The sequence below is a fragment of the Escherichia sp. 94.0001 genome (assembly GCF_013369155.2).
Classification (GTDB): Bacteria; Pseudomonadota; Gammaproteobacteria; order Enterobacterales; family Enterobacteriaceae; genus Escherichia; species Escherichia coli_F.
In genome coordinates, this window is record NZ_JABWMS020000011.1 from 24,385 (window position 1) to 50,658 (window position 26,274).

Genomic DNA, 26,274 nt, shown 5'->3' on the forward strand with positions numbered 1-26,274 from the left:
GAAAAGGAAACTCACAATGAGTTTGAAAAAATTTATTTTCAGCCAGGCCGACCAGCCGGTGGTCAAACCAAAAGAAGAAGTTGATCATACTTATAAAAAATTTCGCATTGAAATCATCACCTCTGTATTTATCTCTTATGCCGTATTTTACTTAACCCGCAAGAATTTCTCTGCGGCCATGCCAGCGATGTTAACGGATACGTCATTAACCGCACAAGATTTCGCTATCATGTCGTCGGTCTTTTACATTCTTTATGGCTCCATGAAGTTTGTAGGTGGCATGTTAGTCGATAAAATTAACCCACGAGCGATGACTGGCCCCGTACTTATTGGCGTCGGTATTGTTAACATTCTTTTCGGTTTTTCAGACAGCGTTGCTGCGTTCTATATCCTGTATAGCCTTAATGCTATTCTCCAGGGTACCAGTTTTCCGCCAATGGCAAAAATTATGGCCTCTTGGTTCTCGAAAAATGAACGCGGACGCTGGTGGGCAGTTGTTGAAGCTGCGCATAATATTGGCGGTAGTCTTGCGCCTCTCCTGACAAGCTTTGCTATTGCTTTTAGTGGCAGCTGGAAGATGGGCTTTTATGTTCCGGGTGTAATCTCACTGATTATGGGGATTGTTGCCTTGTTTACGATAAAAGATCGTCCCGGCACGCTCGGTTTGCCTAACGTCGGTAAGTGGCGCAACGACCCGACAGAACTTGCACAAGTTAAAGCAAGTCCGGTTGATCTCAGTTTTTGGCAAATATTCGTTAAATATATTCTTACCAACCCATTAGTTTGGCTCATTATCCTCGGGGATATGTCGGTCTATATTGCACGCACCATCCTCAATGACTGGCCACAAATTTATTATTCTCAGGTTCATAACTGGAGCCTGATTAAAGCGAACTCCATTATATCCTGGTTTGAAGCAGGTGGACTTGCTGGGGGATTACTGGCGGGGTACTTGTCCGATTTCATGTTTAAAAGTAACCGCTGGATGACCGGATTAATCTTTGCCATCGCTTTATGTATTTGCATCGTTCTCGTACCGCTGGTGCAGGACGTCTCCTACACATTAACGGCTATTCTGTTTACAATCATGGGGTTTGCATTGTATGGACCACATATGTTATTCGCTGTCGGGTGTCTTGATGTTACGCATAAAGATGCGGCAGGTTCCATTACTGGATTCAGGGGCTTGTTTAGTTATTTAGGCGCGGCAATGGCAGGGCTTCCAGTTATTATGGTGAAAAACAGTTGGGAATGGTCAGGAGTGTATATTTACGCAGTCATTACCATTTTGCTGACAACATTTTCACTGGCCTTACTGGCAAAATTTCATCGGTTATAAAGCCAGAAGCGAATTTCTGGGATTATGCCCGGCGGGATCCACGCCGGGCATCTTCTCATCAGAAGCGATAATCCACTGCCATAAAGTAACGACGCCCGTCTTCGTTATAGCTGTAGTCGTCACGACTGAGATCCTTGTCGCCAAGGTTCAGCACACCCGCACGCAGTTTGACGTCTTTGGTCACCTGCCAGGCCGCGCCGGTATTCCAGATGGTATAACCGCCCGGAGTTTTAGCCGTCGCGCTGTCGGCGCGTTTCTGCCCGGTATAGTGACCAGAAACATAGAATGACCAGTCTTCCAGCGCCAGCGGTTTCCAGTCCAGCGTACCGTTAGCGGTATGGAACGGCAGATCGGACAACGGTTTGTTTTCGCCGTTGCTGACATCACGACCATCGTTGTAGGTGTAGTTGATCGACAGTTTCCATTCATCGTTGAACGGAATTTTCAGTTCGGTTTCCACGCCCTGAATACGTGCTTTGTTAACGTTGTAGTAGCTGAATACTGGCACACCGTCCGCTGTAAAACCGACAAAGTTTTGGTAGCCCGGAGCAGCATTGACATCAGACGTACGGCTGATGCTGATACGATCTTTCACATCGTTGCGGAAAACGGTCACGCTGGATTCAACCCCTTCCAGCCAGCCTTCTTCACCCATGTAGTAAAGCCCCAGCTCCCAACTTTCGCTGGTTTCAGGTTTCAGATCCGGGCTACCCACAATCTTGCATGCACCACGGCAGGAATTGCTCGTCCAGTCAGGGCTAAGTTGCAACAGAGAAGGCGCTTTAAATGCCGTCGCCCAGCCCCCTTTCACCGTTACGGTGTCGGTGGCGTTATAAACCAGGTAGGCACGAGGACTCCAGTGTTCACCGTAGGTTTCGTGATCGTCCATACGCACGCCGGTCGTCAGCGCCAGCGGCTCGAAGATCCGCCATTCATCTTCCACAAACAGCGCGTACTGGCTGGCAGACGTTTTGGAGCTTGTTCCTCCGGTCAGGTTCACCGCATCGCTAAGTTTGTCGTGACGCCATTCACCGCCAACCGTAACAAACTGATTAATCGCCGTCAGTGGCAACGTGTATTTACCATCGACCGTATTGCTTTCGGAAGTAATCGGGCTGCTGTTGCCAGGGTTTTTGTTTTCGACTTTCTCACCGTAGTATTTCAGTTCGCTGGTGCCGTAATCCCAACGCCCATTATGGCTGACGGAGTAGTTCTGACGTTCCAGGCGGTTTTTGTCCAGCGAGTCGGAATCACGATCCTGACGGTCAAAACCGTATCCAGCGGTAAAATCGTGATTTTGATTCGGCGTCCAGGCAAATTCAACATTGCCGTCGCGGCTGGAGAATCCTTCAATACGCGGCGTTTCTCCGGTATCGGTGGTGGTTGAGTTTTGCGGGTTATCCTTTTCACGTTTTGCCAGGCTGCCGTAAGCTTTCATTCCCAGCACGCCGTCAATTAATGGTCCGCTGGTAAAGAACTGACCGTTATAGGTATCACCGCGATCGCGATGTTCCTGAATGGTGGTATCGACAGTAACGGTACCCGACCATTTCTGACCGATTTTTTTGGTGATGATATTCACGACACCGCCGAGCGCATCGGAACCGTACAGCGACGACATCGGGCCACGGACCACTTCAATACGTTCGATGGAATCGACCGGGATCCAGTTCAGATCGAAATCATTGTGGCGGAAGACGGCATTGCGGGAGTTAACGCGTTTACCGTCGACGAGAATCAGGGTGTAGCTGCTGTCCAGACCACGAATACTAACGCCCTTACGGTTATCCCCTTCGTTCGTCAGTTGTACGCCAGGCACTTCTTTGAGGACATCCTTCAGATTCTGTACCGGTTTTCGCTGCAGGTCTTCCTGGGTAATGACGCTGATACTGGCGGGTGCATCTTTAAGGTTTTGCTCAACGGAAGATGCGGTGACAACCATCGTTTCGCCATCATCATCGACCGCTAACACAGGCCATGCACAAGAAATAGCGGACAAACACAGCCCGACCCGTACGAAGGGGTTCAACCTAAACATTCCATATCTCCATGAGGTAACTACGAAAATAAAATGGGTTATCGCTCACATCTTCTTCACGTCCCCTTGCGTACGGCAGCATCGCGGTGGACTTATTTGTATGCAGGTGATCATCCCAGAAAGCCGGAACAGCCCCTGATTTGTCAGCCTTTTTTGATTTCGGCGTAACGATAATGCAAACGATAACAATTATCAATCAAAATGTTAAAATTTATATCCACATGATTTGTCAGGGAAATAGAATTGAAAAAGCCCTCTCGGTTGAGAGGGCTTAGCAAGGAAGGGAGGAAACTTATTTCTTATCGTTCTGCGGGAACTTCATTTCGCTGTAGCGTACGAAGTGAGTTCCTTTAATCAGCTTGTATCCGAACCAGATAATCAGGAACAGCGGGATACCAATATATGTTGCCGCTACGCCGCCCCAGTCAATGGTGTCTTTCAGGAACGCTTCGTAGTTCTGGCCCAGTGTGATAATCAGACACAGAATGAATGCGAAGATCGGCCCCAGTGGGAAGAAGCCTGAACGGTACGGCAGATCGTTAATGTCGTGTCCCTGCAATACGTAACCGCGACGGAAGCGGTAGTGACTAATCGCAATCCCCAGCCAGGCAATAAAGCCTGTCATACCAGAGGTGTTCAGCAACCACAGGTATACCGTCTGGTTACCAAACATCGAGGTCAGGAAGCACAGACCGGCAATCACCGTCGTCGCATACAGCGCGTTACGCGGCACGCCACCACGCGACAATTTAGCGAAAATGCGCGGCGCTTTACCGTCACACGCCAGGGTGTACAACATACGAGTAGACGCATACATACCGGAGTTACCCGCTGACAGCACCGCCGTCAGAATAACAGCGTTCATCACCGCCGCCGCAGAGAGCAGACCCGCGTGTTGGAATACCAGGGTGAACGGACTGACGCTGATGTCTTTCACATCATTACGCAGTAGGCTCGGATCGGTGTACGGAATAATCAGGCTGATGATCAGGATCGCGAATACATAGAACAACAGGATTCGCCAGAACACCTGACGTACCGCGCGTGGAATGTTTTTCGCCGGATCTTCGGACTCGCCTGCAGCAATACCGATCAGCTCGGTACCCTGGAAAGAGAAGCCGACAATCATTGCCACGCCGATCATTGCCGCAAAACCACCAGCAAACGGTGCTTCGCCGATTGTCCAGTTGCTCCAGCCCGCAGGCTGTGCGCCTTTGAAGATACCGATAATCATCAGCACGCCGACAACAATAAAGACAATAACCGTCGTAACCTTGATCAGTGAGAACCAGTATTCTGCTTCACCAAAGCCACGGACCGAAATGTAGTTCAGCAGGAAGATAACGCCGAGGAACAGCGCACTCCAGATCCAACCGGGTGTATCCGGGAACCACCAGCTCATAACCAGCTGCGCAGCAACAAGGTCAACGGCGATAGTCACCGCCCAGTTGTACCAGTAGTTCCAGCCCAGCGCGAAGCCAAAGCCTTCTTCAACATAGTTCTGACCGTAAGTGGCAAACGAACCGGAAACCGGCATGTAAGCAGCCAGTTCACCGAGACTGGTCATCAGGAAGTAAACCATCAGGCCAATCAACATATACGAGAGCAATGCCCCGCCCGGACCTGCCTGAGAAATCGTTGCGCCAGAGGCAACAAAAAGACCTGTACCGATGGAACCGCCAATGGCAATCATCGTCAGGTGACGCGCCTTTAATTCACGGCGTAAGCCCGGCGCTTCTGTGGTTTTAGTTTCGGAAACCATACAAAAATGCTATCCATCTTAAAAATGAGGCGCGATTGTAGCAGACGATTGGCAATCCTTCCGGCAGAAATACACGGTTATAAGACACCTTCATGATCGCCCCGGGATTATAAGTAAAGCAGCCAATCTCTTTTCTGGCGAATGCATGCTGCGGGCGCTGCGTCACGAAATCGACACAGCACCAGCATGTTCTTGTACAGCAACTTAACGCGGTACATTCGCGGGATCGCAATAGTCCAGAAAGCGCCGAAGCGCGTTGGAAAGGTGTTTTTGCCGATGATGGATACGCCACAACGTGCGCATCAAGCGCGGCAAAGGGACCGCAACTTCACTTAACGTGCCTGCCTGCAATTGATCTTCAATGACCCGTCGCGACAGGCAACTAATTCCCAATCCATGACGCACCGCATGTTTGATTGCCTCGGAGTTACCTAACTCCATCGCCATCTCAAACTTCGGTAAATGTGACAGCAACAGATAATCGACAATCTCCCGCGTGCCGGAACCGCGTTCACGCAGGATCCACGGCGCGGCAGCCAGCTGCTCTAAGGTGACCGGACCACGAGCCAACGGCGAAGTCGGCGCGGCGAAAACCACCAGCTCGTCTTCCAGCCACGGTTCAGAGATGATTTCAGTGCTGTGGCACGGTCCTTCAATAAAGCCAATATCAACGCGGAAATCCAGCACCGCTTGCATCACGTCCTGGCTGTTCCCAACGCTAAGTTCAATCGGCAACTGCGGATAATCATGGCGATAACGGGCAATGACTGCAGGCAGAATGTAGTTACCGATAGTACTACTGGCATAGATACGAATCGCGCCGTTGTCTTCGCGAAACAGTTGTTCGATTTCAACCGCCTGTTCAAGCAGTGCCAACGCTCGCGGATAGAGCAGCCGCCCGTGTTCATTAACTACCAGTCTTTTCCCCACGCGATCAAACAGTTGCACGCCAAGCTGCCCTTCCAGGTCGGTCAAGGCTGCGCTCACTGCTGATTGCGACAACGCCAGCATCACCGACGCCTGGGTGGTTGATCCACTTTTCAATACTTCTGCAAAAACTTCCAACTGCCGGAGGGTGATGTGCATAGTCGCTTACCACTTATAAAGATTAATTATAAATATATAATCAATTTTATTTTTAAACCAGTTAGTCGTAACCTTATACCCGGTTAAAGGAGAGGGTTATGACGAATATCACCTTACAGAAACAACATCGTACACTGTGGCATTTTATTCCGGGGTTAGCCCTGAGTGCAGTTATCACCGGGGTCGCCCTGTGGGGTGGTTCCATTCCCGCGGTTGCGGGTGCCGGGTTTAGTGCCCTCACCCTCGCAATCTTGTTGGGGATGGTTTTAGGCAACACCATCTATCCGCACATCTGGAAAAGCTGTGACGGTGGCGTGCTGTTTGCCAAGCAATATTTATTACGTCTGGGTATCATTCTTTATGGCTTCCGTCTGACGTTCTCGCAAATTGCCGATGTCGGTATCAGTGGGATCATCATTGACGTGTTGACGCTGTCCAGTACCTTCCTGCTGGCTTGCTTCCTGGGGCAGAAAGTGTTTGGTCTGGATAAGCACACCAGCTGGTTGATCGGTGCCGGTAGCAGTATCTGTGGTGCTGCCGCGGTACTGGCGACTGAGCCGGTAGTGAAAGCGGAAGCCAGTAAAGTAACCGTGGCTGTTGCAACCGTCGTTATCTTCGGGACCGTCGCGATTTTCCTCTACCCGGCGATATATCCGCTGATGTCTCAATGGTTTAGTCCGGAAACTTTCGGTATCTACATTGGTTCTACTGTGCACGAAGTGGCGCAGGTGGTGGCGGCAGGTCATGCCATCAGCCCGGATGCAGAAAACGCAGCAGTTATTTCCAAAATGCTGCGCGTGATGATGCTGGCTCCGTTCCTCATCCTGCTGGCGGCGCGTGTTAAACAGCTGTCTGGGGCGAACAGCGGCGAGAAAAGCAAAATCACTATTCCGTGGTTTGCCATCTTGTTCATCGTAGTTGCCATCTTTAACTCGTTCCACCTGTTACCGCAGAGCGTAGTGAATATGCTGGTAACGCTGGATACCTTCCTGCTGGCAATGGCGATGGCGGCGCTGGGTCTGACCACTCACGTCAGCGCGCTGAAAAAAGCCGGGGCGAAACCTCTGCTGATGGCTCTGGTACTGTTTGCCTGGCTGATTGTTGGTGGTGGTGCGATTAACTATGTGATTCAAAGCGTCATCGCATAAACCACTACATCTTGCTCCTGTTAACCCGCTATCATTACCGTTTTCCTCCAGCGGGTTTAACAGGAGTCCTCGCATGAAATACATTGGAGCGCACGTTAGTGCTGCTGGCGGTCTGGCAAATTCCGCAATTCGCGCCGCCGAAATCGACGCAACCGCGTTTGCCTTGTTCACCAAAAACCAACGTCAGTGGCGTGCCGCACCGCTCACGACGCAAACCATCGATGAATTCAAAGCCGCCTGTGAAAAATATCACTACACATCGGCGCAAATTCTTCCCCACGACAGTTATCTGATTAACCTCGGACATCCGGTCGCTGAAGCTCTGGAAAAATCGCGCGATGCGTTTATAGATGAAATGCAGCGTTGCGAACAGCTGGGGCTTTCTTTGCTCAACTTCCACCCTGGCAGCCATCTGATGCAGATTTCAGAAGAGGATTGCCTTGCGCGTATTGCCGAATCCATCAACATTGCGCTGGATAAAACTCAAGGTGTGACAGCGGTGATTGAAAATACCGCCGGTCAGGGCAGCAACTTAGGGTTTAAATTCGAACATCTCGCGGCGATTATCGACGGCGTGGAAGATAAATCCCGCGTCGGCGTCTGCATTGATACCTGCCATGCTTTCGCTGCCGGGTATGATTTGCGTACTCCAGCCGAATGCGAGAAAACGTTCGCGGATTTTGCCCGTATTGTCGGCTTTAAGTATCTGCGCGGGATGCACCTTAACGATGCGAAAAGCACCTTTGGTAGCCGCGTTGACCGCCATCATAGCCTCGGTGAAGGCAATATCGGTCATGATGCGTTCCGCTGGATCATGCAGGATGACCGTTTCGACGGAATTCCGCTGATCCTTGAAACCATCAACCCGGATATCTGGGCAGAAGAGATCGCCTGGCTGAAAGCGCAACAAACTGAAAAAGCGGTAGCCTGAAGATGAATAACCGGGAGAAGGAGATCCTTGCAATATTAAGGCGTAACCCGCTGATTCAGCAGAACGAAATTGCGGATATGCTGCAAATCAGCCGTTCGCGTGTTGCAGCGCATATTATGGATTTAATGCGCAAAGGTCGGATTAAAGGCAAAGGTTACATTCTCACCGAGCAGGAATACTGCGTAGTGGTGGGGACAATCAATATGGATATTCGCGGGATGGCGGATATCCGTTACCCGCAAGCGGCTTCTCATCCCGGTACAATTCATTGCTCGGCAGGCGGCGTTGGACGCAATATCGCCCACAATCTGGCGCTGTTAGGCCGCGACGTCCATTTGCTTTCAGTGATTGGCGATGACTTTTATGGCGAAATGCTCCTGGAAGAAACGCGCCGCGCCGGCGTGAATGTCTCCGGCTGCGTTCGTTTACATGGTCAAAGCACATCGACGTATCTGGCAATTGCCAATCGAGACGATCAAACCGTGCTGGCGATTAACGATACCCATCTGCTGGATCAGTTGACACCGCAACTACTGAACGGGTCGCGCGATTTACTTCGTCATGCGGGCGTGGTACTGGCTGATTGCAACCTGACAGCCGAGGCGCTGGAGTGGGTCTTTACCCTCGCTGATGAAATCCCGGTGTTTGTCGATACCGTTTCAGAATTCAAAGCGGGCAAAATCAAACACTGGCTGGCGCATATTCACACTCTGAAACCCACTTTGCCGGAGCTGGAAATTTTATGGGGCCAGCCGATAACCCGCGATGCTGATCGTAATGCCGCAGTGAATGCGTTGCATCAGCAAGGCGTTCAGCAACTGTTTGTTTATTTGCCCGATGAGTCTGTTTATTGCAGCCAAAAGGATGGCGAACAATTTTTGCTGACTGCGCCAGCGCATACGACGGTAGACAGTTTTGGTGCTGACGATGGTTTTATGGCGGGCCTGGTGTATAGCTTTCTGGAAGGAAGCAGTTTCCGTGATAGTGCCCGTTTTGCGATGGCCTGCGCGGCAATTTCACGCGCCAGCGGCAGCTTAAACAACCCTACCCTGTCTGCCGATAACGCGCTTTCATTAGTGCCGATGGTGTAACAATCTTGCCGGATTCGACGCTTGACCGCGTCTTATCCGGCTCATAACTCGCGCACTACGCTAAGCCAATAAAGAATCCTGCAATGGTGGCACTCATCAGGTTAGAAAGTGTCGCCGCCGCCAGCGCGCGTAAACCAAGCTGGGCGATTTCCGGCGCACGGTGTGGCGCAACCGCAGAAAATGCGCCAACCACCACCCCGATAGAACCAAAGTTAGCGAATCCGCACAACGCGAAGGAAATAATCGCCACGGTTTTAGCATCCAGAGTGCCAGCTGTTTGCAGATAAGGTGAGAAATTGAGGTAAGCGACAAATTCATTAATCGCCAGTTTCTGTCCAATCAAACTTCCGGCAAGATTCGCATCACTCCAGTCAACACCCACCACCCACGCCAGCGGGGCCAGCAGGTAACCTAAAATGGACTCCAGCGAGGCATGTTCAAAACCAAACCAGCCACCAACGCCGCCGATAACACCGTTGATCAACGCAATGATGGCGACAAATGCCATCACCACTGTCGCCACACCCGCAGCGATTTTCAGCCCGGTCATTGCCCCTGTCGCAGCGGCTTCAATAATGCTCTTTGGCGGTGTTTCGGTGAAAGAGAGGTTATTAAAGGAAACCTGCGAAGATTCCGTAGCCGGACTTAACAGGCGGGCAAACAAGATCCCGCCAGGGATCGCCATTAACGATGCCGCCAGCAGATATTCCACAGGCACGCCCAGTGCGGCGTAACCAATCATTGTCGAACCAGCAATCGAGGCCATCCCGCTACAAATCGCTGTAAATAATTCATTGCGATTCAGACGATCGATAAAGGGTTTGACGATTGCCGGAATTTCGTTTTGCCCGAGGAAAATGGTAGTGACCGCGACGAATGACTCGATCTTGCTGATATTCAATGCTTTCTGGAATATACCGCCGAGAATGCGAATTAAGATCCCCATCACACCGATGTAGTAGAGAATACTCACCAGTGCAGTGACGAAGATAATTGCCGGTAATACCCTGAAACCAAAGATAAATCCTGCACCATCAAATAAGGTGTCCATTTTCGGTCCAACCAGAGAACCGAAGATAAATGCGCTACCTGCGTCGCTGTACGCCATCACTTTATGCACGCCAAAAGCGACTTTTTCTGCGACCCAACGCCCTGGCGGTAACCAAAGCATAATGCCGCCAATCACGACCTGTAACACTAACGCCGCGCCAACGGTACGCAGGCTGATCTTCTTCTTGTTTACTGACAGCAAAAACGCAATTGCCAGCAGTACCACCATTCCCAGAACACTTCTCATGACATCCATAGTTATTATCTCTTCATGTCATTTTGGGCGACGGCTTTCTGCCCATCAGAAATAGCCGGGCCTGCATCTTGCGATACTGTCCCGGCTTGTTATCAACACTTAATGGGTTTTGATGTAGCCGCGCACGCACTCTTCGACTAATCCCCAGAACCAGTCGGTATCAATAGTGATGCCGACTTTGGTATTGGCGGGCTTGCCAAGAACGCCCAGCTCGTCGCAGACGGTACGCCCGTAACAAGGGCCACTGTTGACGTCCACTTCGACGTACATCTCCTGGGTTTTAATACCATCGGGGTTAATCAGATAACCGATACAGGTGGCGTCATGTACCGGGCCGCCAGCCAGACCGTAGTTTTCGAACTGGGTTTTGAGAGTGAAGTTCATGATGTCGCTGAACAACTCTCCGGCAGGGCCGCCTGCCCTTTCCATCCGTGCAATCACGTCCGGAGTGCAAACGGTCTGGTTGGTGAGATCGAGGCCCATCATCACTAATGGAACGCCGGAGGTGAACACCACGCGTGCGGCTTCCGGGTCAGCAAAAATGTTGAACTCGGCAGATGGGGTGAAGTTGCCAGTACCGTAAGCGCCGCCCATCAGTACAATTTCACGGATTTTCGGCAGGATTGCGGGCTGCATACGCATTGCCACCGCGATATTTGAAAGCGGACCAACCGGCACCAGAGTGATATCGCCATCGCTTGCCATCAGGGTATCGATGATATATTTCACCGCATGGGTGTTTTCTGCCTGACGAGTCAGCGGTTCGAATACCGGACCATCCAGCCCGGTTTCACCGTGAATATTATCGGCAACGATTTGTTGACGCATAATGGGTTGCGGCATCCCCGCATAAACCGGAACATTAATCTCCAGTTTCTGGCAAACATTCAGGCCATTAATTAATGTTTTATCGAGGGTTTGATTCCCCGCCACAATAGTGATACCTAATAAATCAATCGCCGGATGTTTCGCGGCCATCATTATGGCAATAGCATCATCATGACCCGGATCACAATCCAGAATAATTTTTCTCTTTTCCATTGTTTATTTCCTCTGTTTCCAGTTGTGTTATTTTTTCTACAGCAAAGAAAATTCGACCGGGCCGATGATTGAATCTTAACAACAGCGTACGTATGCTAAATATGAGAAATCTCATAGCGGATAAACATCGTGAAAGAAATCCACAATAATGATCTTAAGCAGCAATTGATGAGTGAGTCCGCGTGTAAGGATTGCTTTTCAACGGATGTTTCAGCCGATACACGGCTGTTTCATTTTTTAGCACGTGACTACATTGTGCAGGAAGGGCAACAGCCGTCATGGCTGTTTTACCTGACGCGAGGCCGCGCCAGGCTTTACGCCACGCTTGCTAATGGTCGCGTGTCGCTTATTGATTTCTTTGCTGCACCCTGTTTTATTGGCGAGATTGAGTTAATCGATAAAGATCATGAACCACGAGCGGTACAGGCGATTGAAGAGTGTTGGTGCCTTGCACTCCCCATGAAACATTACCGTCCGCTGTTATTAAACGATACGCTATTTTTACGAAAACTCTGCGTCACCTTAAGTCATAAAAATTATCGTAATATTGTTTCTTTAACTCAGAATCAATCATTTCCGTTAGTGAATCGCTTGGCAGCTTTTATATTACTCTCGCAGGAAGGTGATCTTTATCACGAAAAGCATACGCAAGCGGCAGAGTATTTGGGCGTTTCTTATCGACATCTTTTATATGTTCTCGCGCAATTCATTCATGACGGTTTATTAATTAAAAGCAAGAAAGGGTATCTGATTAAAAACAGAAAGCAGTTGTTAGGGCTGGCGCTGGAGATGGATCCGGAGAATAAATTCTCCGGGATGATGCAGTAAAAATTAATCTGGAATAGTACGCGATTGCCGGATGCAACGCTTAATAAGCGCGTACATCCGGCAATGAAACTCAAGCTAAACCAATAAAGAACCCGGCAATGGTCGCGCTCATCAGGTTGGAAAGCGTTGCTGCTGCCAACGCCCGTAACCCAAGCTGAGCGATTTCCGGCGCGCGTTTTGGCGAAATAGCCGAAAACGCCCCAACGACAACACCGATAGAACCAAAGTTAGCAAAACCACAAAGCGCAAAGGAGATAATCGCAATGGTTTTCACTTCCAGCGTGCCGCCCGTTTGCAGGTATGGGGAGAAACTCAGGTAAGCGACGAATTCGTTAATCGCCAGTTTCTGCCCAATCAGGCTACCCGCAAGGTTGGCATCACTCCAGTCCACGCCCATGATCCACGCCAGCGGTGCCAGCACATAGCCAAAAATACTTTCCAGAGAGGCATTGGAAAAACCAAACCAGCCACCAATTCCGCCGATAATGCCGTTGATCAGCGCAATAATTGCCACAAACGCCATTACCACCGTCGCCACACCAGCGGCGATTTTCAACCCGGTCATCGCACCGCTCGCCGCCGCTTCGATAAAGCTTTTTGGCGGCGTTTCGCTGAACGACAGATTTTCAAATGTCACCTGCGAAGGCTCGGTGGCTGGGCTAAGAATACGTGCAAACAAAATACCACCAGGGATCGCCATTAGCGATGCCGCTAACAGGTAGTCAATTGGTACGCCCATTCCGGCATAACCAATCATCATCGAACCGGCAATGGACGCCATCCCGCTACAAATTGCCGTAAATAGCTCGTTGCGATTCATGCGATCGATAAACGGTTTTACGATCGCCGGGATCTCATTTTGCCCAAGGAAAATAGTGGTAACCGCAACAAAAGATTCGATTTTGCTGATGTTGAGGGCTTTCTGAAAAATACTGCCAAGAATGCGGATTAGCAGCCCCATCACGCCAATGTAGTACAGCAGGCTGATGAGCGCTGTGACGAAAATAATTGCCGGAAGTACGCGAAAGGCGAAGATAAAGCCCGCGCCATCAAACAGGTCATCCATTTTCGGCCCAACCAGCGAACCAAAAATGAAGGCGCTACCGGCATCACTGTAAGACATCACTTTATGCACGCCTAATGCCGCCTGCTCTACTGCCCATTTTCCCGGTGGGAAGTAGAGCATAATGCCACCAATAGCGATTTGCAGCAGCAATGCAGCCCCGACCGTGCGTATGCTGATACCTTTTTTATTCACTGACAATAAGAATGCAATTGCCAGCAATACCACCATACCCACCAAACTTCTCATTATATCCATAATGATTTTCCTTTCATGCCAGTAAACCCGGCGCTAGCGCCAGGTTTTGGTATGTATGATCAGTACGGGCGACGGCTTTCTGCCCGTCAGAAATTAACCCGCGAGACGCTGGTATTCTTTGGCAATTTCGCTCGCCAGAATGGCGTTATTGAACACCAGTTGGATGTTGGATTTCAGGCTGTCACCACCGGTCAGTTCAGCAACACGCGCCAGTAGGAACGGTGTACTTTCTTTACCAATAACGCCCTGCTCTTCGGCTTCGGCGACGGCTTGATCTATGGCTGCATTGATAGATTCCTCCGGCATCGCAAACTGCTCCGGGATCGGATTCGCCACTACCAGGCCGCCGTTCAAACCGGTTTGCCATTTCACTGCCATTGCACGAGCGATTTCCGTGGCACTATCAAGGCGAATACTGACTTCAAATGGGCTGGTACGGCAGAAAAACGCAGGCAGCGCTTTTGTCTGATAGCCAATTAACGGTACACCGAAGGTTTCTAAATATTCTGTTGTTAATCCTAAATCGAGAATAGATTTTGCACCGGCACAAACAACGGTGACATTAGTATTTGCCAGTTCCTGTAAATCGGCAGAAATATCGAATGTATGTTCCGCACCGCGATGCACACCACCAATCCCCCCCGTTGCAAATACTTTAATTCCTGCCAGTGCCGCGATAATCATCGTTGAAGCAACGGTGGTCGCGCCATTTTTTCCTGCGGCAACGACAAAAGGTAAATCACGGCGACTGACTTTCGTCACGTTATGTCCTTCACGGCCTAACAATTCAATTTCTTCTTTGCTCAAACCTACTTTCATGACACCACCAATAATGGCGATTGTTGCAGGTACAGCACCGTGCTTACGAATTGTGTCTTCTACTTCAATTGCCGTCTCAGCATTTTGCGGGAATGGCATTCCGTGAGAAATAATGGTCGATTCCAGTGCCACAACCGGTTTTTTGTTTTTTAAAGCGTCCTGCACTTCCGGGGAAATTTGTAATAATTCAGGGGAAATTTTTAATTCAGACATTCTGCGTTCTCCACTAACGATATAACGTTGGCAATCGATAAATCGGGGTTATTGGTGTATTCACAGGAGAGCGCCATTGACGAACATCCCTGTGCGAAACGAACAGATTCGGCAAACGGCATTCCGTCTACCCAACACGAAGCAAGTCCCGCCATCATGGCATCGCCCGCTCCGGTAACATTAATGACATTGGTTTTAATCGGCGCAGACCAACCACTTTCACCGCTGATATCACTGTAATAAACGCCGTCGCCGCCCATGCTCAATACCAGTCGGTTCAGGCCATGTTGATGGAACCAGGCGGCAACCTTTGCCACATCTTCACGCCCTGACAACGCAATCCCACTCAGGGTTTCCGCTTCAAGGCGGTTTGGCTTGAGAGTGTGGATCAGATTTAGACGGTCGCGCACTTTGACACATTTCCACGCAGAAACAGGATCGACAAATACGGGTACGTTGGCGGCATTATCCAGAATCCATGCCAGTGCCTCTTCACTGATATTACAGTCCGCGACAATGACCTTTGCCCTCTGAATAAATTCACGGTGCTGTGCGAGATATTCAGCTGTAATAGCGTTGCTAATATTCATGTCATTTATAGCAACCAGCATTTCACCGGTATTATCGAGTAATGATAAATAGCTCGACGTATTTTCTCCCGGCACAATCAGGCATTTATCGACATAAACGCCAGATTGATTGGTTTGCGTTAGCAGCGATTGACCATAAAAATCACTGCCTACGGCGCTCAGTAGCCAGGCTTTATTACCCAGCAACGCCAGGTTTTGTGCAATATTGCGCCCTACCCCACCAGGCGTAAATTTTATTTTACCTGGATTTGAATCCGCATAATTTAATGATTCATGTGAATATCCGGCGACATCAATATTCGCCGAGCCTATAATTACGACATAATCCTTTTCGCGCATAGCACGTCCTCTGGTAAAAAATTACCAACCCTGTCAATCCACAAGAATATAGATACTGCAAAGACGGTTTAAACATGTGTTCATATTTAAACATGTGCTCATAGTATGCATGTTTTACGTAAAGTAAATTGCCGCCAAAGAGGCAAAATGGGCAGATTTGAGCAGGCTCACAAAATGCGATTAAATGCCTGAATTACAAAAGTGAGGAATTTGTGACGGGATGCACAGAACAGGAACACTAAAAAAGGGCAGAAAATAATCTGCCCTTGAGGAAATAACCTTAGTGTTTGATGAACATTTCAAGTTTCTACTGAAAGATAAAACCATTTAAATTCATAAAATTACATTCACAAACTGGTCATTCCCTTTGCGCTCATCAAATGTTACAGGGCAGGAAATTTCTGCCCTGTAACACACCTTTTATTACGCTGCTTTCGCTACTGCGTCCACTTCCGGACGTTTCAGGAAGGCATAGGCCAAACCCGCCACCAGCGTACCGGCAATAATTGCTACCAGGTAACCCAGTACCGGCGTAATAGCGCCAGGGATCAGCAGAACAAACAGACCACCGTGCGGTGCCATCAGCTTCGCACCAATCGCCATTGAGATTGCGCCAGTCAGCGCCCCACCAACGATACAACACGGCAGCACACGCATCGGATCACGAGCAGCAAACGGAATTGCACCTTCCGAAATAAAGCACAGACCAAGAACCAGAGCGGCTTTGCCACCTTCCTGCTGCGCTTTGTCGAATTTGCGACGCGCCACCATTGTTGCCAGACCCATTGCCAGCGGTGGCACCATACCTGCCGCCATAATCGCCGCCATCGGGCCATAGGTTTGAGTACTCAGCAGACCCACACCGAATGCGTACGCTGCTTTATTTACCGGACCGCCCATGTCAGTACACATCATGCCACCGAGGATCGCCCCCAGCAGAACCGCATTCGCAGTCCCCATGGTCTGCAGCCAGTGAGTCAACCCTTCGAGAATGCCAGCAACCGGTTTACCGATCAGGTAGATCATCGCCAGACCGACCACCAGACTGGAAATTAGCGGAATGATCAGGATCGGTTTCAGCGCCTCCATACTCTGTGGCAGTTTCAGTTGCGTACTGATTAACTTCGCAATGTAACCAGCCAGGAAGCCCGCAATAATACCCCCAATGAAGCCAGAACCGGTGCTGACCGCCAGCATACCGCCAATCAGACCCGGCGTGAGACCCGGACGATCGGCAATGGAGAAGGCTATGTAACCTGCCAGTACCGGTACCATCAGCGCAAAGGCTGAACCACTACCAATCTGCATCAGCGCCGCTGCCAACGTACCCGGCTCTTTAAACGCTTCGATACCAAAAGCAAAAGAAAGCGCGATACACAGACCACCTGCAACGACCATCGGCAGCATGTAAGAGACGCCCGTCAGCAAGTGACGGTAAGCGCCTGCACCCTCTTTCTTACCTTCAGTGGTCGCTGTTTGAGCTTTGCCCGCCGGTTCATACGGCGTTGCTTCAGCAACCGCTTTATCCAGTTCCTGCGCGGTTTTCTTCAGCGCCAGACCGGTAGAGGTGCGATACATCGGTTTACCAGCAAATTTCGCCAGATCCACTTCGATATCTGCCGCCACAATCACCAGATCCGCTGCGGCTACTTCTTCAGGGGTGATCGCATTACCCGCGCCAACAGAACCACGGGTTTCAACTTTCACCCACCAGCCACGTTTTTTCGCTTCGGTTTCAATGGCTTCAGCCGCCATAAATGTGTGTGCTACGCCAGTCGGGCAAGCTGTCACCGCAACTACGCGTTTCGGACCGCTGGTGGCAACTGGTGCTGTCGCAGCGACCGGTGCAGTGTAAGGTTTCGCATGGCCTTTGGCTTCACTCAGGAACAGCTCAGGGTGCGCAACTGCCCGGGAAATATCGCCCAGCCAGACATTTTTACCGTTCAGCGCGCTGTCGTTCGGGATGGAATCACCGAGAACAATCGCCATTTCAGCGTCGTTCGGATTGTCGATGATTTCCAGTTTTGCTTTTCGCGCCGCCGCGCCCAGCAGGGTCTTCGCCATATAGGCGCGTGCCTGACCGAGATTAGCGTCAATAATCAGCAGCGTTTTCATTATGCCTCTCCTGCTGTCAGTTAAAAGGTTGTAAGTCGACGCGCGCCATCATTGCGGCCAACTGCGGACGATCGGTAATACCCACATTGCTTTGACTTACCGCCAGGGCTGCAACAGCTGTCGCCAGACGCAGTGTGTGTTCACTGGATTCACGCATCAGCAAGCCATAAATCAGGCCACCAACCATAGAATCCCCTGCGCCAACGGTGCTTACGACATCGACTGACGGTGGTTTGGCGATCCATTCGCCGGAGGCATTAACCCAAAGCGCGCCTTCGGCACCCAGTGAAATAACGACATGCGCGATACCTTGTTCACGCAGCGCATGCGCAGCTTCAATCACATCTTTCATTTCAGGCAGTTTACGGCCCGCCCAGATTTCCAGCTCGCGGCGGTTAGGTTTCACCAGCCACGGTGCCGCTTTCAAACCTGCCACTAACGCTTCACGGCTACTATCAAAGATAATGCAAGGACACTGACTACGCAGGCGAGTCATCCAGTCGGTGAACGCTTCCGGGCTGACGCCTGACGGTAAGCTTCCGCTGACACAGACCATATCGAACTGACCGAGCCAGCTCAGAGAATCAGTCACAAAGCGTTCCCAGTCGGCGGGGGTAACTTCAAAACCCGAGAAGTTGAAGTCGGTCACTTCGCCGTCTTTTTCCGTCAGCTTAACGTTAATTCGGGTGCGCCCCTGTACAACCTGGAAACGGTTGGCAATGCCCAGCTCGCTGAACAGTTGCTGAAAACCATCCTGATTGTCTTTACCGAGGAAGCCGCCAACGGTGACATCAATTCCCAGGTCTTTTAATACTTTGGCCACGTTGATGCCTTTACCCGCCGCATGCAGACCGGTGGTTTTCACCAGGTTCACTTCGCCGCGTTCAATTTCCGGGCAGAAACCAACAAGGTCATAAGCCGGATTAAGGGTGATAGTAGCAACACGTCTGCTCATTATGCGCCCTCCCCAAGACCAGCAGCGATAGCGTCGCCAATGGCTTTCAGCGCCTGCTCAGCATCTGCACCCTGGGCGGTAAAGCGTAGGCGATGACCTTTCTTAACGCCAAGTGCCACAACTTTCATCAGACTACGTCCGTTTGCCGGTTTGCCGGTGCCATCAAGGTTTGTCACGGTAATATCACTGTTAAATTGTTTAATAGTATTGACCAGCATGGTACCTGGACGAGCATGCAGGCCGTGTTCATTGCGCACCACAAACTCCGCGCTTAACACGTCGTCGGTCGGCGCATCATCGCTGGTCAGCAGCGCCAGCAACGTTGCCGCATCCGCTTTCAGCAAACGGTCAGCTTTATTGTCGAGCAACAAATCAGCGAGACGCTTAAGAACCGCGACGGGCTGATCGTCATTCATCGCCACACTCACCAGCATGGCTGCCGTTTCGCCGTCCACATCAAAAGCATTTGCCGCACGGCTTACCGCAATCGCGCTACGCAAATTGCCTTCAGCGCTATCGCTCAGCCAGATGCCCTGTCCGAGGTTCAGCGGTTGTTCATTGATGGCTTTAGTGACGAAGGTGGCGTCAACTGCCCCTGCTTCTTTCAGACGCGCAGCGTTAAGCGCCTGAAGCGTCAGCAGATCGCTGGCGACAATATCCAGCGTCAGCATTTCGTTATCGAGCTTCAGCTGCTCACTCTGCTTTTCGCCCATCAGCAATGCGCGAAGTTCTTCTGCTGTCGTTGCTGACTTCAGCTGTTCAGCAACGGAATCATCGCTCAGTACGTGGGTCAGCTGGCGTAACAGACCCAGATGTTCATCCGAGCTGGCAGCAATACCGATCGCCACGTACGCTACCTGGCCGTCACCCCAGGTGACGCCTTCCGGGAACTGAAATACCTGAACGCCGGTTTTCAGCACCTGATCGCGGGTGTCGGTAGTGCCGTGTGGAATAGCAATACCATTGCCGAGGAACGTAGAGGTTTGCTGTTCGCGCGCCAGCATGCCATTGACGTAGCCTTCAGCTACATTACCGGCCTGCACCAGCGCCGCAGCGACCTGGCGAATCGCCTCTTCTTTGTCTCCGGCCTTTTCGCCCGGATGGATGTCCTGTACGGATAACTGGAACATAGTTCTCCTCTCTTGCTGAATTGAAACGATTCAGCTTCTATGAGAAAAAAAGCGCCAACCTGGCTTAGGGTTAAAGACAAGATCGCGCTGAAACGTTTCAAGAAAGCATAATACTTCTGTTTCAGCACGCAAGGAAAGCCGTAAAGTAATGAGCAAAAGTTTGATGTGCTGCACAATTTTTTGTCATTTTTCCTAATTGCTGATGGGAAAATCCGTGGTCAGTAATTTCAATTCAGCAGCGTCAGCAGACAATCAGCAACAGTGAAATGGCATTTTGATTATTCGTGGCGCTTTTGATTTCGCTGTCTGTTTATTTTCTAACAAGCAGCGTAAACTCCGCGTCTTCCTCTTCCAGTGATCGACCAGCATGCATAACTCCCCCGCAGTCTCCAGCGCGAAATCGTTTGACCTGACCTCGACGGCGTTTTTAATCGTTGCCTTTCTCACCGGTATTGCGGGCGCTCTGCAAACCCCGACACTCAGTATTTTCCTTACCGATGAAGTACATGCCCGTCCGGCGATGGTGGGATTCTTCTTTACCGGCAGCGCTGTCATTGGGATTCTGGTCAGTCAGTTTCTCGCCGGGCGCTCTGATAAGCGCGGCGATCGCAAATCGCTGATTGTCTTTTGCTGCCTGTTAGGCGTGCTGGCCTGCACCCTTTTTGCCTGGAATCGCAACTACTTTGTTTTGCTATTCGTTGGCGTCTTTCTTAGCAGCTTTGGCTCGACCGCTAACCCGCAAATGTTTGCCCTTGCTCGTGAACATGCCGACAAAACCGGACGTGAGGCGGTGATGTTCAGCTCTTTTTTACGCGCTCAGGTTTCACTGGCATGGGTCATTGGCCCGCCGCTGGCTTATGCCTTAGCGATGGGTTTCAGCTTTACGGTAATGTATCTGAGCGCAGCGGTAGCGTTTATTGTTTGCGGCGTGATGGTGTGGCTGTTTTTACCGTCGATGCAAAAAGAGCTTCCGCTGGCGACCGGCACGGTTGAAGCGCCGCGCCGTAACCGTCGCGATACGCTGCTGCTGTTTGTCATTTGTACATTGATGTGGGGCTCGAACAGCCTGTACATCATCAACATGCCGCTATTTATTATCAACGAACTGCATCTTCCCGAGAAACTGGCAGGCGTGATGATGGGGACCGCCGCCGGGCTGGAAATCCCGACCATGTTGATTGCCGGATATTTTGCCAAACGTCTGGGTAAGCGTTTCTTAATGCGCGTTGCTGCCGTGGGTGGCGTCTGTTTTTACGCAGGAATGCTGATGGCGCATTCACCTGCCATTCTGTTGGGCTTGCAGCTGCTAAATGCTATTTTTATTGGCATTCTGGGCGGCATCGGGATGCTCTATTTTCAGGATTTGATGCCCGGTCAGGCAGGTTCAGCCACCACGCTCTATACCAACACGTCGCGCGTGGGCTGGATCATCGCAGGATCTGTGGCGGGCATCGTCGCCGAGATCTGGAATTATCACGCTGTGTTCTGGTTTGCGATGGTGATGATTATCGCCACTCTGTTTTGCTTACTGCGGATTAAAGATGTTTAAGGCGCGGTCAGCATTTCCAGATCGATAAGCCAGGTCATTGCCTGCTGACGCGAGTTACCGCACATTTCAGCGCTGGCTTGTAAGCCTGCACAGACTTTCGGCCGCAGTGGCGAGGTGAAAATTTTACAGCGTTGCTGTTCATCAAGCTGAATGCAGGGCGTATTGGCGGGCTTGCCATCTGGCATACCGGGAATAGGGCTGGAAATTGAAGGGGCAGTGCAACACGCCCCGCAACCCGGACGGCATTCCATACGTTGTTCTCTTAAGGTTAACCACCGGATTGATGAGCGCGCACAGTACCACCTTTTTTGCACCAGCAAAAGTGCGAATACCACTTGCCCGAAAGGCCCGTCGCGAGTACTTTGTCGCGATATTTTTGACATTTTCGACTACAGGAATTTTTCGATGCCAAGAGCGAACGAAATTAAAAAAGGTATGGTACTGAATTACAACGGCAAACTGCTGCTGGTTAAGGACATTGATATTCAGTCGCCCACTGCCCGCGGTGCCGCTACGCTGTACAAAATGCGTTTTTCTGATGTCCGTACCGGGCTGAAAGTAGAAGAGCGTTTCAAAGGAGATGATATCGTTGACACCGTGACGCTGACCCGCCGTTACGTTGACTTCTCCTATGTCGATGGCAACGAATATGTCTTTATGGATAAAGAAGACTATACCCCGTATACCTTCACCAAAGATCAGATTGAAGAAGAGTTGCTGTTTATGCCTGAGGGCGGCATGCCGGACATGCAGGTGCTGACCTGGGACGGTCAACTGCTGGCGCTTGAGCTGCCGCAGACCGTTGATCTGGAAATCGTTGAAACCGCACCAGGCATCAAAGGGGCATCTGCCAGCGCCCGTAACAAACCGGCGACATTGAGCACTGGTCTGGTGATTCAGGTACCGGAATACTTAAGCCCGGGTGAAAAAATTCGTATTCATATCGAAGAACGTCGTTATATGGGTCGTGCTGACTAACTTCAGCCGCATGCAGAAAAGGGATAGCTCAGACTGTCCCTTTTTTAATTTATTATACCAATCTTCTATTTTGCGCTTCCTGAATATAGTTCTCCCGTAATATTCACCAGTTCATTGATCGCCCTCACACTTCATCGCATTAACAATCCAGACCAATTTCAATTTCTGTCATATAACTTTACACTGTCATTGTTAATCAATCGTTACTAAGACGTGACTCCTATGAATACAATCGCCTCCGCTACGCTCCCGCCTCAGGTACACGCTCCACGCTACGATCGCCAGCAGTTGCAATCACGTATCGTTCATTTTGGCTTCGGAGCCTTTCACCGCGCACATCAGGCGTTACTGACCGATCGTGTGCTGAATGCCCAGGGCGGCGACTGGGGGATCTGTGAGATCAGCTTGTTCAGCGGCGATCAACTGATGAGCCAGCTCCGCGCACAGAACCATTTATATACCGTGCTGGAGAAAGGTGCGGACGGCAATCAGGCGATAATTGTCGGTGCCGTTCACGAATGCCTGAATGCAAAACTGGATTCCTTAGCGGCAATTATTGAGAAATTTTGCGAGCCACAGGTGGCAATTGTTTCCCTGACGATTACCGAAAAAGGCTATTGTATTGACCCGGCCACCGGTGCACTCGACACCAGCAATCCGCGGATTATTCACGATCTTCAAAATCCTGAAGAACCTCACTCCGCGCCGGGTATTCTCGTCGAAGCACTGAAACGACGCCGTGAACGCGGCCTTGCACCGTTTACCGTACTCTCCTGCGACAATATTCCCGACAATGGCCATGTGGTGAAAAACGCGGTGCAGGGGATGGCGGAAAAACGTTCACCAGAACTCGCCGGGTGGATAAAAGAACACGTCAGTTTTCCGGGAACCATGGTCGACCGTATTGTTCCGGCAGCAACCGACGAATCACTGGCGGAAATCAGCCAACATCTGGGGGTGAATGATCCCTGCGCGATTAGCTGCGAACCGTTTATCCAGTGGGTGGTGGAAGATAACTTCGTCGCTGGGCGTCCTGCCTGGGAAGTCGCCGGTGTACAAATGGTGAATGATGTCCTGCCATGGGAAGAGATGAAACTGCGTATGCTTAATGGCAGCCACTCTTTTCTCGCTTATCTGGGTTACCTCTCAGGATTCGCGCACATCAGTGATTGCATGCAGGATCGCGCATTTCGCCATGCCGCCAGAGCATTAATGCTGGATGAGCAAGCGCCGACACTGCGAATTAAAGATGTCGATTTAACACAATATGCGGATAAGTTAATTGCACGTTTTGCTAACCCGGCGCTGAAACATAAGACCTGGCAAATCGCAATGGATGGTAGCCAGAAATTACCGCAACGTATGCTGGCAGGTATTCGCATACATCTGGCGCGCGAAACGGACTGGTCGTTGCTGGCATTAGGCGTTGCAGGCTGGATGCGTTACGTCAGCGGCGTTGATGATGCCGGAAATGCCATTGATGTTCGCGATCCGCTTAGCGATAAAATTTGCGAACTTGTTGCGGGCAGTAGCAGTGAACAACGCGTAACCGCCCTGCTTTCTCTGCGTGAAGTTTTCGGTGATGATCTGCCAGATAACCCGCATTTTGTACAGGCTATCGAACAAGCCTGGCAGCAAATCGCACAATTCGGCGCGCATCAGGCGCTATTAAACACCCTCAAAATTTAACGATTTCTGCGGTTAAAGCGGATGAAGCTCGCCTTCGTCCGCTCTCCCCTTCTCTTTTCTGCCTTTTTTAGCCAGGATTAACGCTCAGTTAACTTTTAAGAGTATTGCGGAGCCGTTGTGACCAGGACCAACCTCATCACCGGTTTTCTCGGCAGCGGGAAAACTACGTCGATTCTTCATCTGTTAGCCCATAAAGATCCCAACGAAAAATGGGCGGTACTGGTTAATGAATTTGGGGAAGTCGGAATTGATGGTGCTTTGCTCGCCGATAGCGGCGCATTGTTGAAAGAGATCCCCGGCGGCTGTATGTGCTGCGTTAATGGTTTACCCATGCAGGTAGGGTTGAATACCTTACTGCGTCAGGGAAAACCAGACCGCTTGTTGATAGAGCCGACCGGGCTGGGCCATCCGAAACAGATCCTCGATCTCTTAACCGCGCCCGTGTATGAACCGTGGATAGATCTGCGCGCCACGTTGTGCATTCTCGATCCACGCCTGCTGCTGGACGAAAAAAGCGCCAGCAATGAAAACTTCCGTGACCAGCTGGCTGCCGCAGACATTATTGTCGCCAATAAATCCGACCGTGCGACGCCCGAAAGTGAGCAAGCGCTACAGCGCTGGTGGCAGCAAAATGGTGGCGATCGGCAATTAATTCACAGCGAGCATGGGAAAATTGACGGTCATCTTCTGGATTTGCCACGTCGCAATTTAGCCGAGTTGCCCGCCAGCGCGGCGCATTCTCATCAGCATAGCGTGAAAAAAGGATTAGCAGCGTTAAGCCTGCCAGAGCATCAACGCTGGCGTCGCAGTCTGAACAGTGGACAAGGGCATCAGGCCTGTGGCTGGATATTCGACGCTGATACGGTATTCGACACCATTGGCATTCTGGAATGGGCGCGACTTGCACCGGTGGAACGCGTCAAAGGCGTGATGCGTATTCCCGAAGGGCTGGTGCGAATCAACCGTCAGGGCGATGACCTGCACATTGAAACGCAAAACGTTGCGCCACCGGACAGTCGTATTGAGCTGATTTCCAGCAGCGAAGCTGACTGGAATGCTTTGCAGAGCGCGCTGTTGAAGCTTCGTTTAGCGACTACCGCGTAAGGTTGCCTGCGTTTTTCAGTAAGATAATTAGAGAAAATATGATTAAAAATTTGCCGCAAATAGTGTTGTTGAATATTGTCGGCCTCGCGCTGTTTCTTTCCTGGTATATTCCCGTTAATCATGGATTCTGGTTGCCGATTGATGCGGATATTTTTTATTTTTTTAATCAGAAACTGGTCGAAAGTAAGGCCTTTTTGTGGCTGGTTGCATTGACCAATAATCGTGCCTTCGACGGTTGTTCACTGCTGGCAATGGGAATGTTGATGCTGAGTTTCTGGCTGAAAGAAAACGCCCCAGGCCGACGACGTATCGTGATTATTGGTCTGGTCATGCTATTAACTGCAGTGGTATTAAACCAGCTGGGTCAGGCATTAATTCCTGTAAAACGGGCCAGCCCAACATTGAGTTTTACCGATATTAACCGCGTCAGCGAACTGCTCTCTGTTCCCACGAAAGATGCCTCACGAGATAGCTTTCCCGGCGATCACGGCATGATGTTGCTTATTTTTTCGGCATTCATGTGGCGTTATTTCGGCAAAGTCGCAGGCCTTATCGCCCTTATTATTTTTGTGGTTTTTGCATTTCCCAGAGTAATGATTGGTGCACACTGGTTTACTGACATCATTGTTGGTTCGATGACCGTGATATTGATTGGTTTGCCCTGGATGTTGCTGACGCCATTAAGTGATCGATTAATCACCTTTTTTGATAAATCACTACCGGGAAAAAACAAACATTTCCAAAACAAATAACTCAAGGTAATTAACATCATCAGGTTTATTTTTATAGTAAGGATATTCCTGATGATGTGCGCCTTTGCTTTCTTTCATCGAACACAAAAATCATTCCCTAAGTAAATGAATGGATTGTATGCGTTTCACTCAATCGTACTTTAATTGACC

At 50.4% G+C, this 26,274-nt stretch carries 22 protein-coding genes; 10 read left to right on the plus strand and 12 right to left on the minus strand.

The annotated features are described in order from the left end of the window. The first annotated feature begins 16 nt into the window (after nucleotides 1-16). Nucleotides 17-1,339, plus strand: coding sequence for an MFS transporter (locus HEN33_RS08140; RefSeq protein WP_000053687.1), 1,323 nt, complete (start codon nucleotides 17-19; stop codon nucleotides 1,337-1,339). Nucleotides 1,340-1,397: 58 nt separating this feature from the next. Here HEN33_RS08140 and cirA read toward each other — a convergent pair whose 3' ends face one another. From cirA to yieE, 3 genes are all read right to left on the minus strand, one after another. Further along, nucleotides 1,398-3,377, minus strand: coding sequence for a catecholate siderophore receptor CirA (gene cirA, locus HEN33_RS08145; RefSeq protein ID WP_176263381.1), 1,980 nt, complete (start codon nucleotides 3,375-3,377; stop codon nucleotides 1,398-1,400). Between the two features lie 292 nt (nucleotides 3,378-3,669). Then, nucleotides 3,670-5,139 carry a lysine-specific permease gene (gene lysP / locus HEN33_RS08150; protein WP_000253276.1) on the minus strand — a complete coding sequence of 490 codons (1,470 nt, stop codon included), beginning with the start codon at nucleotides 5,137-5,139 and terminating at the stop codon, nucleotides 3,670-3,672. 204 nt (nucleotides 5,140-5,343) lie between these two features. Further along, entirely contained in the window at nucleotides 5,344-6,225 is an 882-nt protein-coding gene (gene yieE / locus HEN33_RS08155; RefSeq protein ID WP_000548294.1) for a DNA-binding transcriptional regulator YeiE, read from the minus strand. Nucleotides 6,226-6,323: 98 nt separating this feature from the next. Here yieE and HEN33_RS08160 point away from each other — a divergent pair, with 98 nt between their 5' ends. The 3 genes from HEN33_RS08160 (at nucleotide 6,324) to HEN33_RS08170 (ending at nucleotide 9,395) form a co-directional block, all read left to right on the plus strand. Further along, nucleotides 6,324-7,373, plus strand: coding sequence for a YeiH family protein (locus HEN33_RS08160; RefSeq protein WP_000182053.1), 1,050 nt, complete (start codon nucleotides 6,324-6,326; stop codon nucleotides 7,371-7,373). 73 nt (nucleotides 7,374-7,446) lie between these two features. Continuing rightward, entirely contained in the window at nucleotides 7,447-8,304 is an 858-nt protein-coding gene (gene nfo / locus HEN33_RS08165; RefSeq protein ID WP_176263382.1) for a deoxyribonuclease IV, read from the plus strand. Between the two features lie 2 nt (nucleotides 8,305-8,306). After that, nucleotides 8,307-9,395, plus strand: coding sequence for a sugar kinase (locus HEN33_RS08170; protein WP_001064991.1), 1,089 nt, complete (start codon nucleotides 8,307-8,309; stop codon nucleotides 9,393-9,395). Between the two features lie 55 nt (nucleotides 9,396-9,450). On the opposite strand, the gene HEN33_RS08175 is transcribed toward HEN33_RS08170, so the two are convergent. Continuing rightward, entirely contained in the window at nucleotides 9,451-10,701 is a 1,251-nt protein-coding gene (locus HEN33_RS08175) for a NupC/NupG family nucleoside CNT transporter (protein WP_176263383.1), read from the minus strand. Between the two features lie 99 nt (nucleotides 10,702-10,800). After that, nucleotides 10,801-11,742 carry a ribosylpyrimidine nucleosidase gene (rihB, locus tag HEN33_RS08180; protein WP_000415422.1) on the minus strand — a complete coding sequence of 314 codons (942 nt, stop codon included), beginning with the start codon at nucleotides 11,740-11,742 and terminating at the stop codon, nucleotides 10,801-10,803. Nucleotides 11,743-11,871: 129 nt separating this feature from the next. On the opposite strand from rihB, the gene HEN33_RS08185 reads away from it, so the two are divergent. Next, complete coding sequence (locus HEN33_RS08185; RefSeq protein WP_176263384.1) at nucleotides 11,872-12,570, plus strand: transcriptional regulator YeiL; 699 nt, start codon at nucleotides 11,872-11,874, stop codon at nucleotides 12,568-12,570. 70 nt (nucleotides 12,571-12,640) lie between these two features. On the opposite strand, the gene HEN33_RS08190 is transcribed toward HEN33_RS08185, so the two are convergent. The 6 genes from HEN33_RS08190 to fruB all read right to left on the minus strand — a co-directional run bounded on the left by HEN33_RS08190 (nucleotide 12,641) and on the right by fruB (nucleotide 20,052). After that, nucleotides 12,641-13,891, minus strand: coding sequence for a NupC/NupG family nucleoside CNT transporter (locus tag HEN33_RS08190; protein WP_176263385.1), 1,251 nt, complete (start codon nucleotides 13,889-13,891; stop codon nucleotides 12,641-12,643). A 93-nt stretch (nucleotides 13,892-13,984) separates the two neighbouring features. Continuing rightward, entirely contained in the window at nucleotides 13,985-14,923 is a 939-nt protein-coding gene (gene psuG, locus HEN33_RS08195; protein WP_001292440.1) for a pseudouridine-5'-phosphate glycosidase, read from the minus strand. Next, a complete protein-coding gene (locus HEN33_RS08200) occupies nucleotides 14,911-15,852 on the minus strand; it encodes a pseudouridine kinase (RefSeq protein WP_032171598.1) in 942 nt (313 codons plus the stop codon). Before HEN33_RS08200 ends, psuG begins: the two co-directional genes overlap by 13 nt. Nucleotides 15,853-16,275: 423 nt before the next feature. Continuing rightward, nucleotides 16,276-17,967 carry a PTS fructose transporter subunit IIBC gene (fruA, locus tag HEN33_RS08205; RefSeq protein ID WP_176263386.1) on the minus strand — a complete coding sequence of 564 codons (1,692 nt, stop codon included), beginning with the start codon at nucleotides 17,965-17,967 and terminating at the stop codon, nucleotides 16,276-16,278. Between the two features lie 16 nt (nucleotides 17,968-17,983). Beyond that, nucleotides 17,984-18,922, minus strand: a complete 939-nt coding sequence (fruK, locus tag HEN33_RS08210; protein WP_000091263.1) for a 1-phosphofructokinase — start codon at nucleotides 18,920-18,922, stop codon at nucleotides 17,984-17,986. Beyond that, nucleotides 18,922-20,052, minus strand: a complete 1,131-nt coding sequence (fruB, locus tag HEN33_RS08215) for a fused PTS fructose transporter subunit IIA/HPr protein (RefSeq protein WP_000487253.1) — start codon at nucleotides 20,050-20,052, stop codon at nucleotides 18,922-18,924. The genes fruK and fruB overlap by 1 nt, the downstream gene beginning before the upstream one ends. A 367-nt stretch (nucleotides 20,053-20,419) precedes the next feature. On the opposite strand from fruB, the gene setB reads away from it, so the two are divergent. After that, complete coding sequence (gene setB, locus HEN33_RS08220; RefSeq protein ID WP_000551973.1) at nucleotides 20,420-21,601, plus strand: sugar efflux transporter SetB; 1,182 nt, start codon at nucleotides 20,420-20,422, stop codon at nucleotides 21,599-21,601. On the opposite strand, the gene HEN33_RS08225 is transcribed toward setB, so the two are convergent. Beyond that, nucleotides 21,598-21,852: a YkgJ family cysteine cluster protein gene (locus HEN33_RS08225; protein ID WP_000389030.1), complete on the minus strand. Its 255-nt coding sequence runs from the start codon at nucleotides 21,850-21,852 to the stop codon at nucleotides 21,598-21,600. The two genes, setB and HEN33_RS08225, sit on opposite strands and share 4 nt — an antisense overlap. A gap of 154 nt (nucleotides 21,853-22,006) precedes the next feature. On the opposite strand from HEN33_RS08225, the gene yeiP reads away from it, so the two are divergent. The 4 genes from yeiP (at nucleotide 22,007) to lpxT (ending at nucleotide 26,124) form a co-directional block, all read left to right on the plus strand. After that, a complete protein-coding gene (gene yeiP, locus HEN33_RS08230; RefSeq protein WP_001136827.1) occupies nucleotides 22,007-22,579 on the plus strand; it encodes an elongation factor P-like protein YeiP in 573 nt (190 codons plus the stop codon). 222 nt (nucleotides 22,580-22,801) lie between these two features. Beyond that, nucleotides 22,802-24,268, plus strand: coding sequence for a mannitol dehydrogenase family protein (locus tag HEN33_RS08235; protein WP_032184621.1), 1,467 nt, complete (start codon nucleotides 22,802-22,804; stop codon nucleotides 24,266-24,268). Between the two features lie 117 nt (nucleotides 24,269-24,385). Next, nucleotides 24,386-25,372, plus strand: coding sequence for a zinc-binding GTPase YeiR (gene yeiR / locus HEN33_RS08240; RefSeq protein ID WP_000198812.1), 987 nt, complete (start codon nucleotides 24,386-24,388; stop codon nucleotides 25,370-25,372). A 38-nt stretch (nucleotides 25,373-25,410) separates the two neighbouring features. Next, entirely contained in the window at nucleotides 25,411-26,124 is a 714-nt protein-coding gene (lpxT, locus tag HEN33_RS08245; protein WP_176263387.1) for a Kdo(2)-lipid A phosphotransferase, read from the plus strand. The last annotated feature ends 150 nt before the right edge of the window (nucleotides 26,125-26,274 follow it).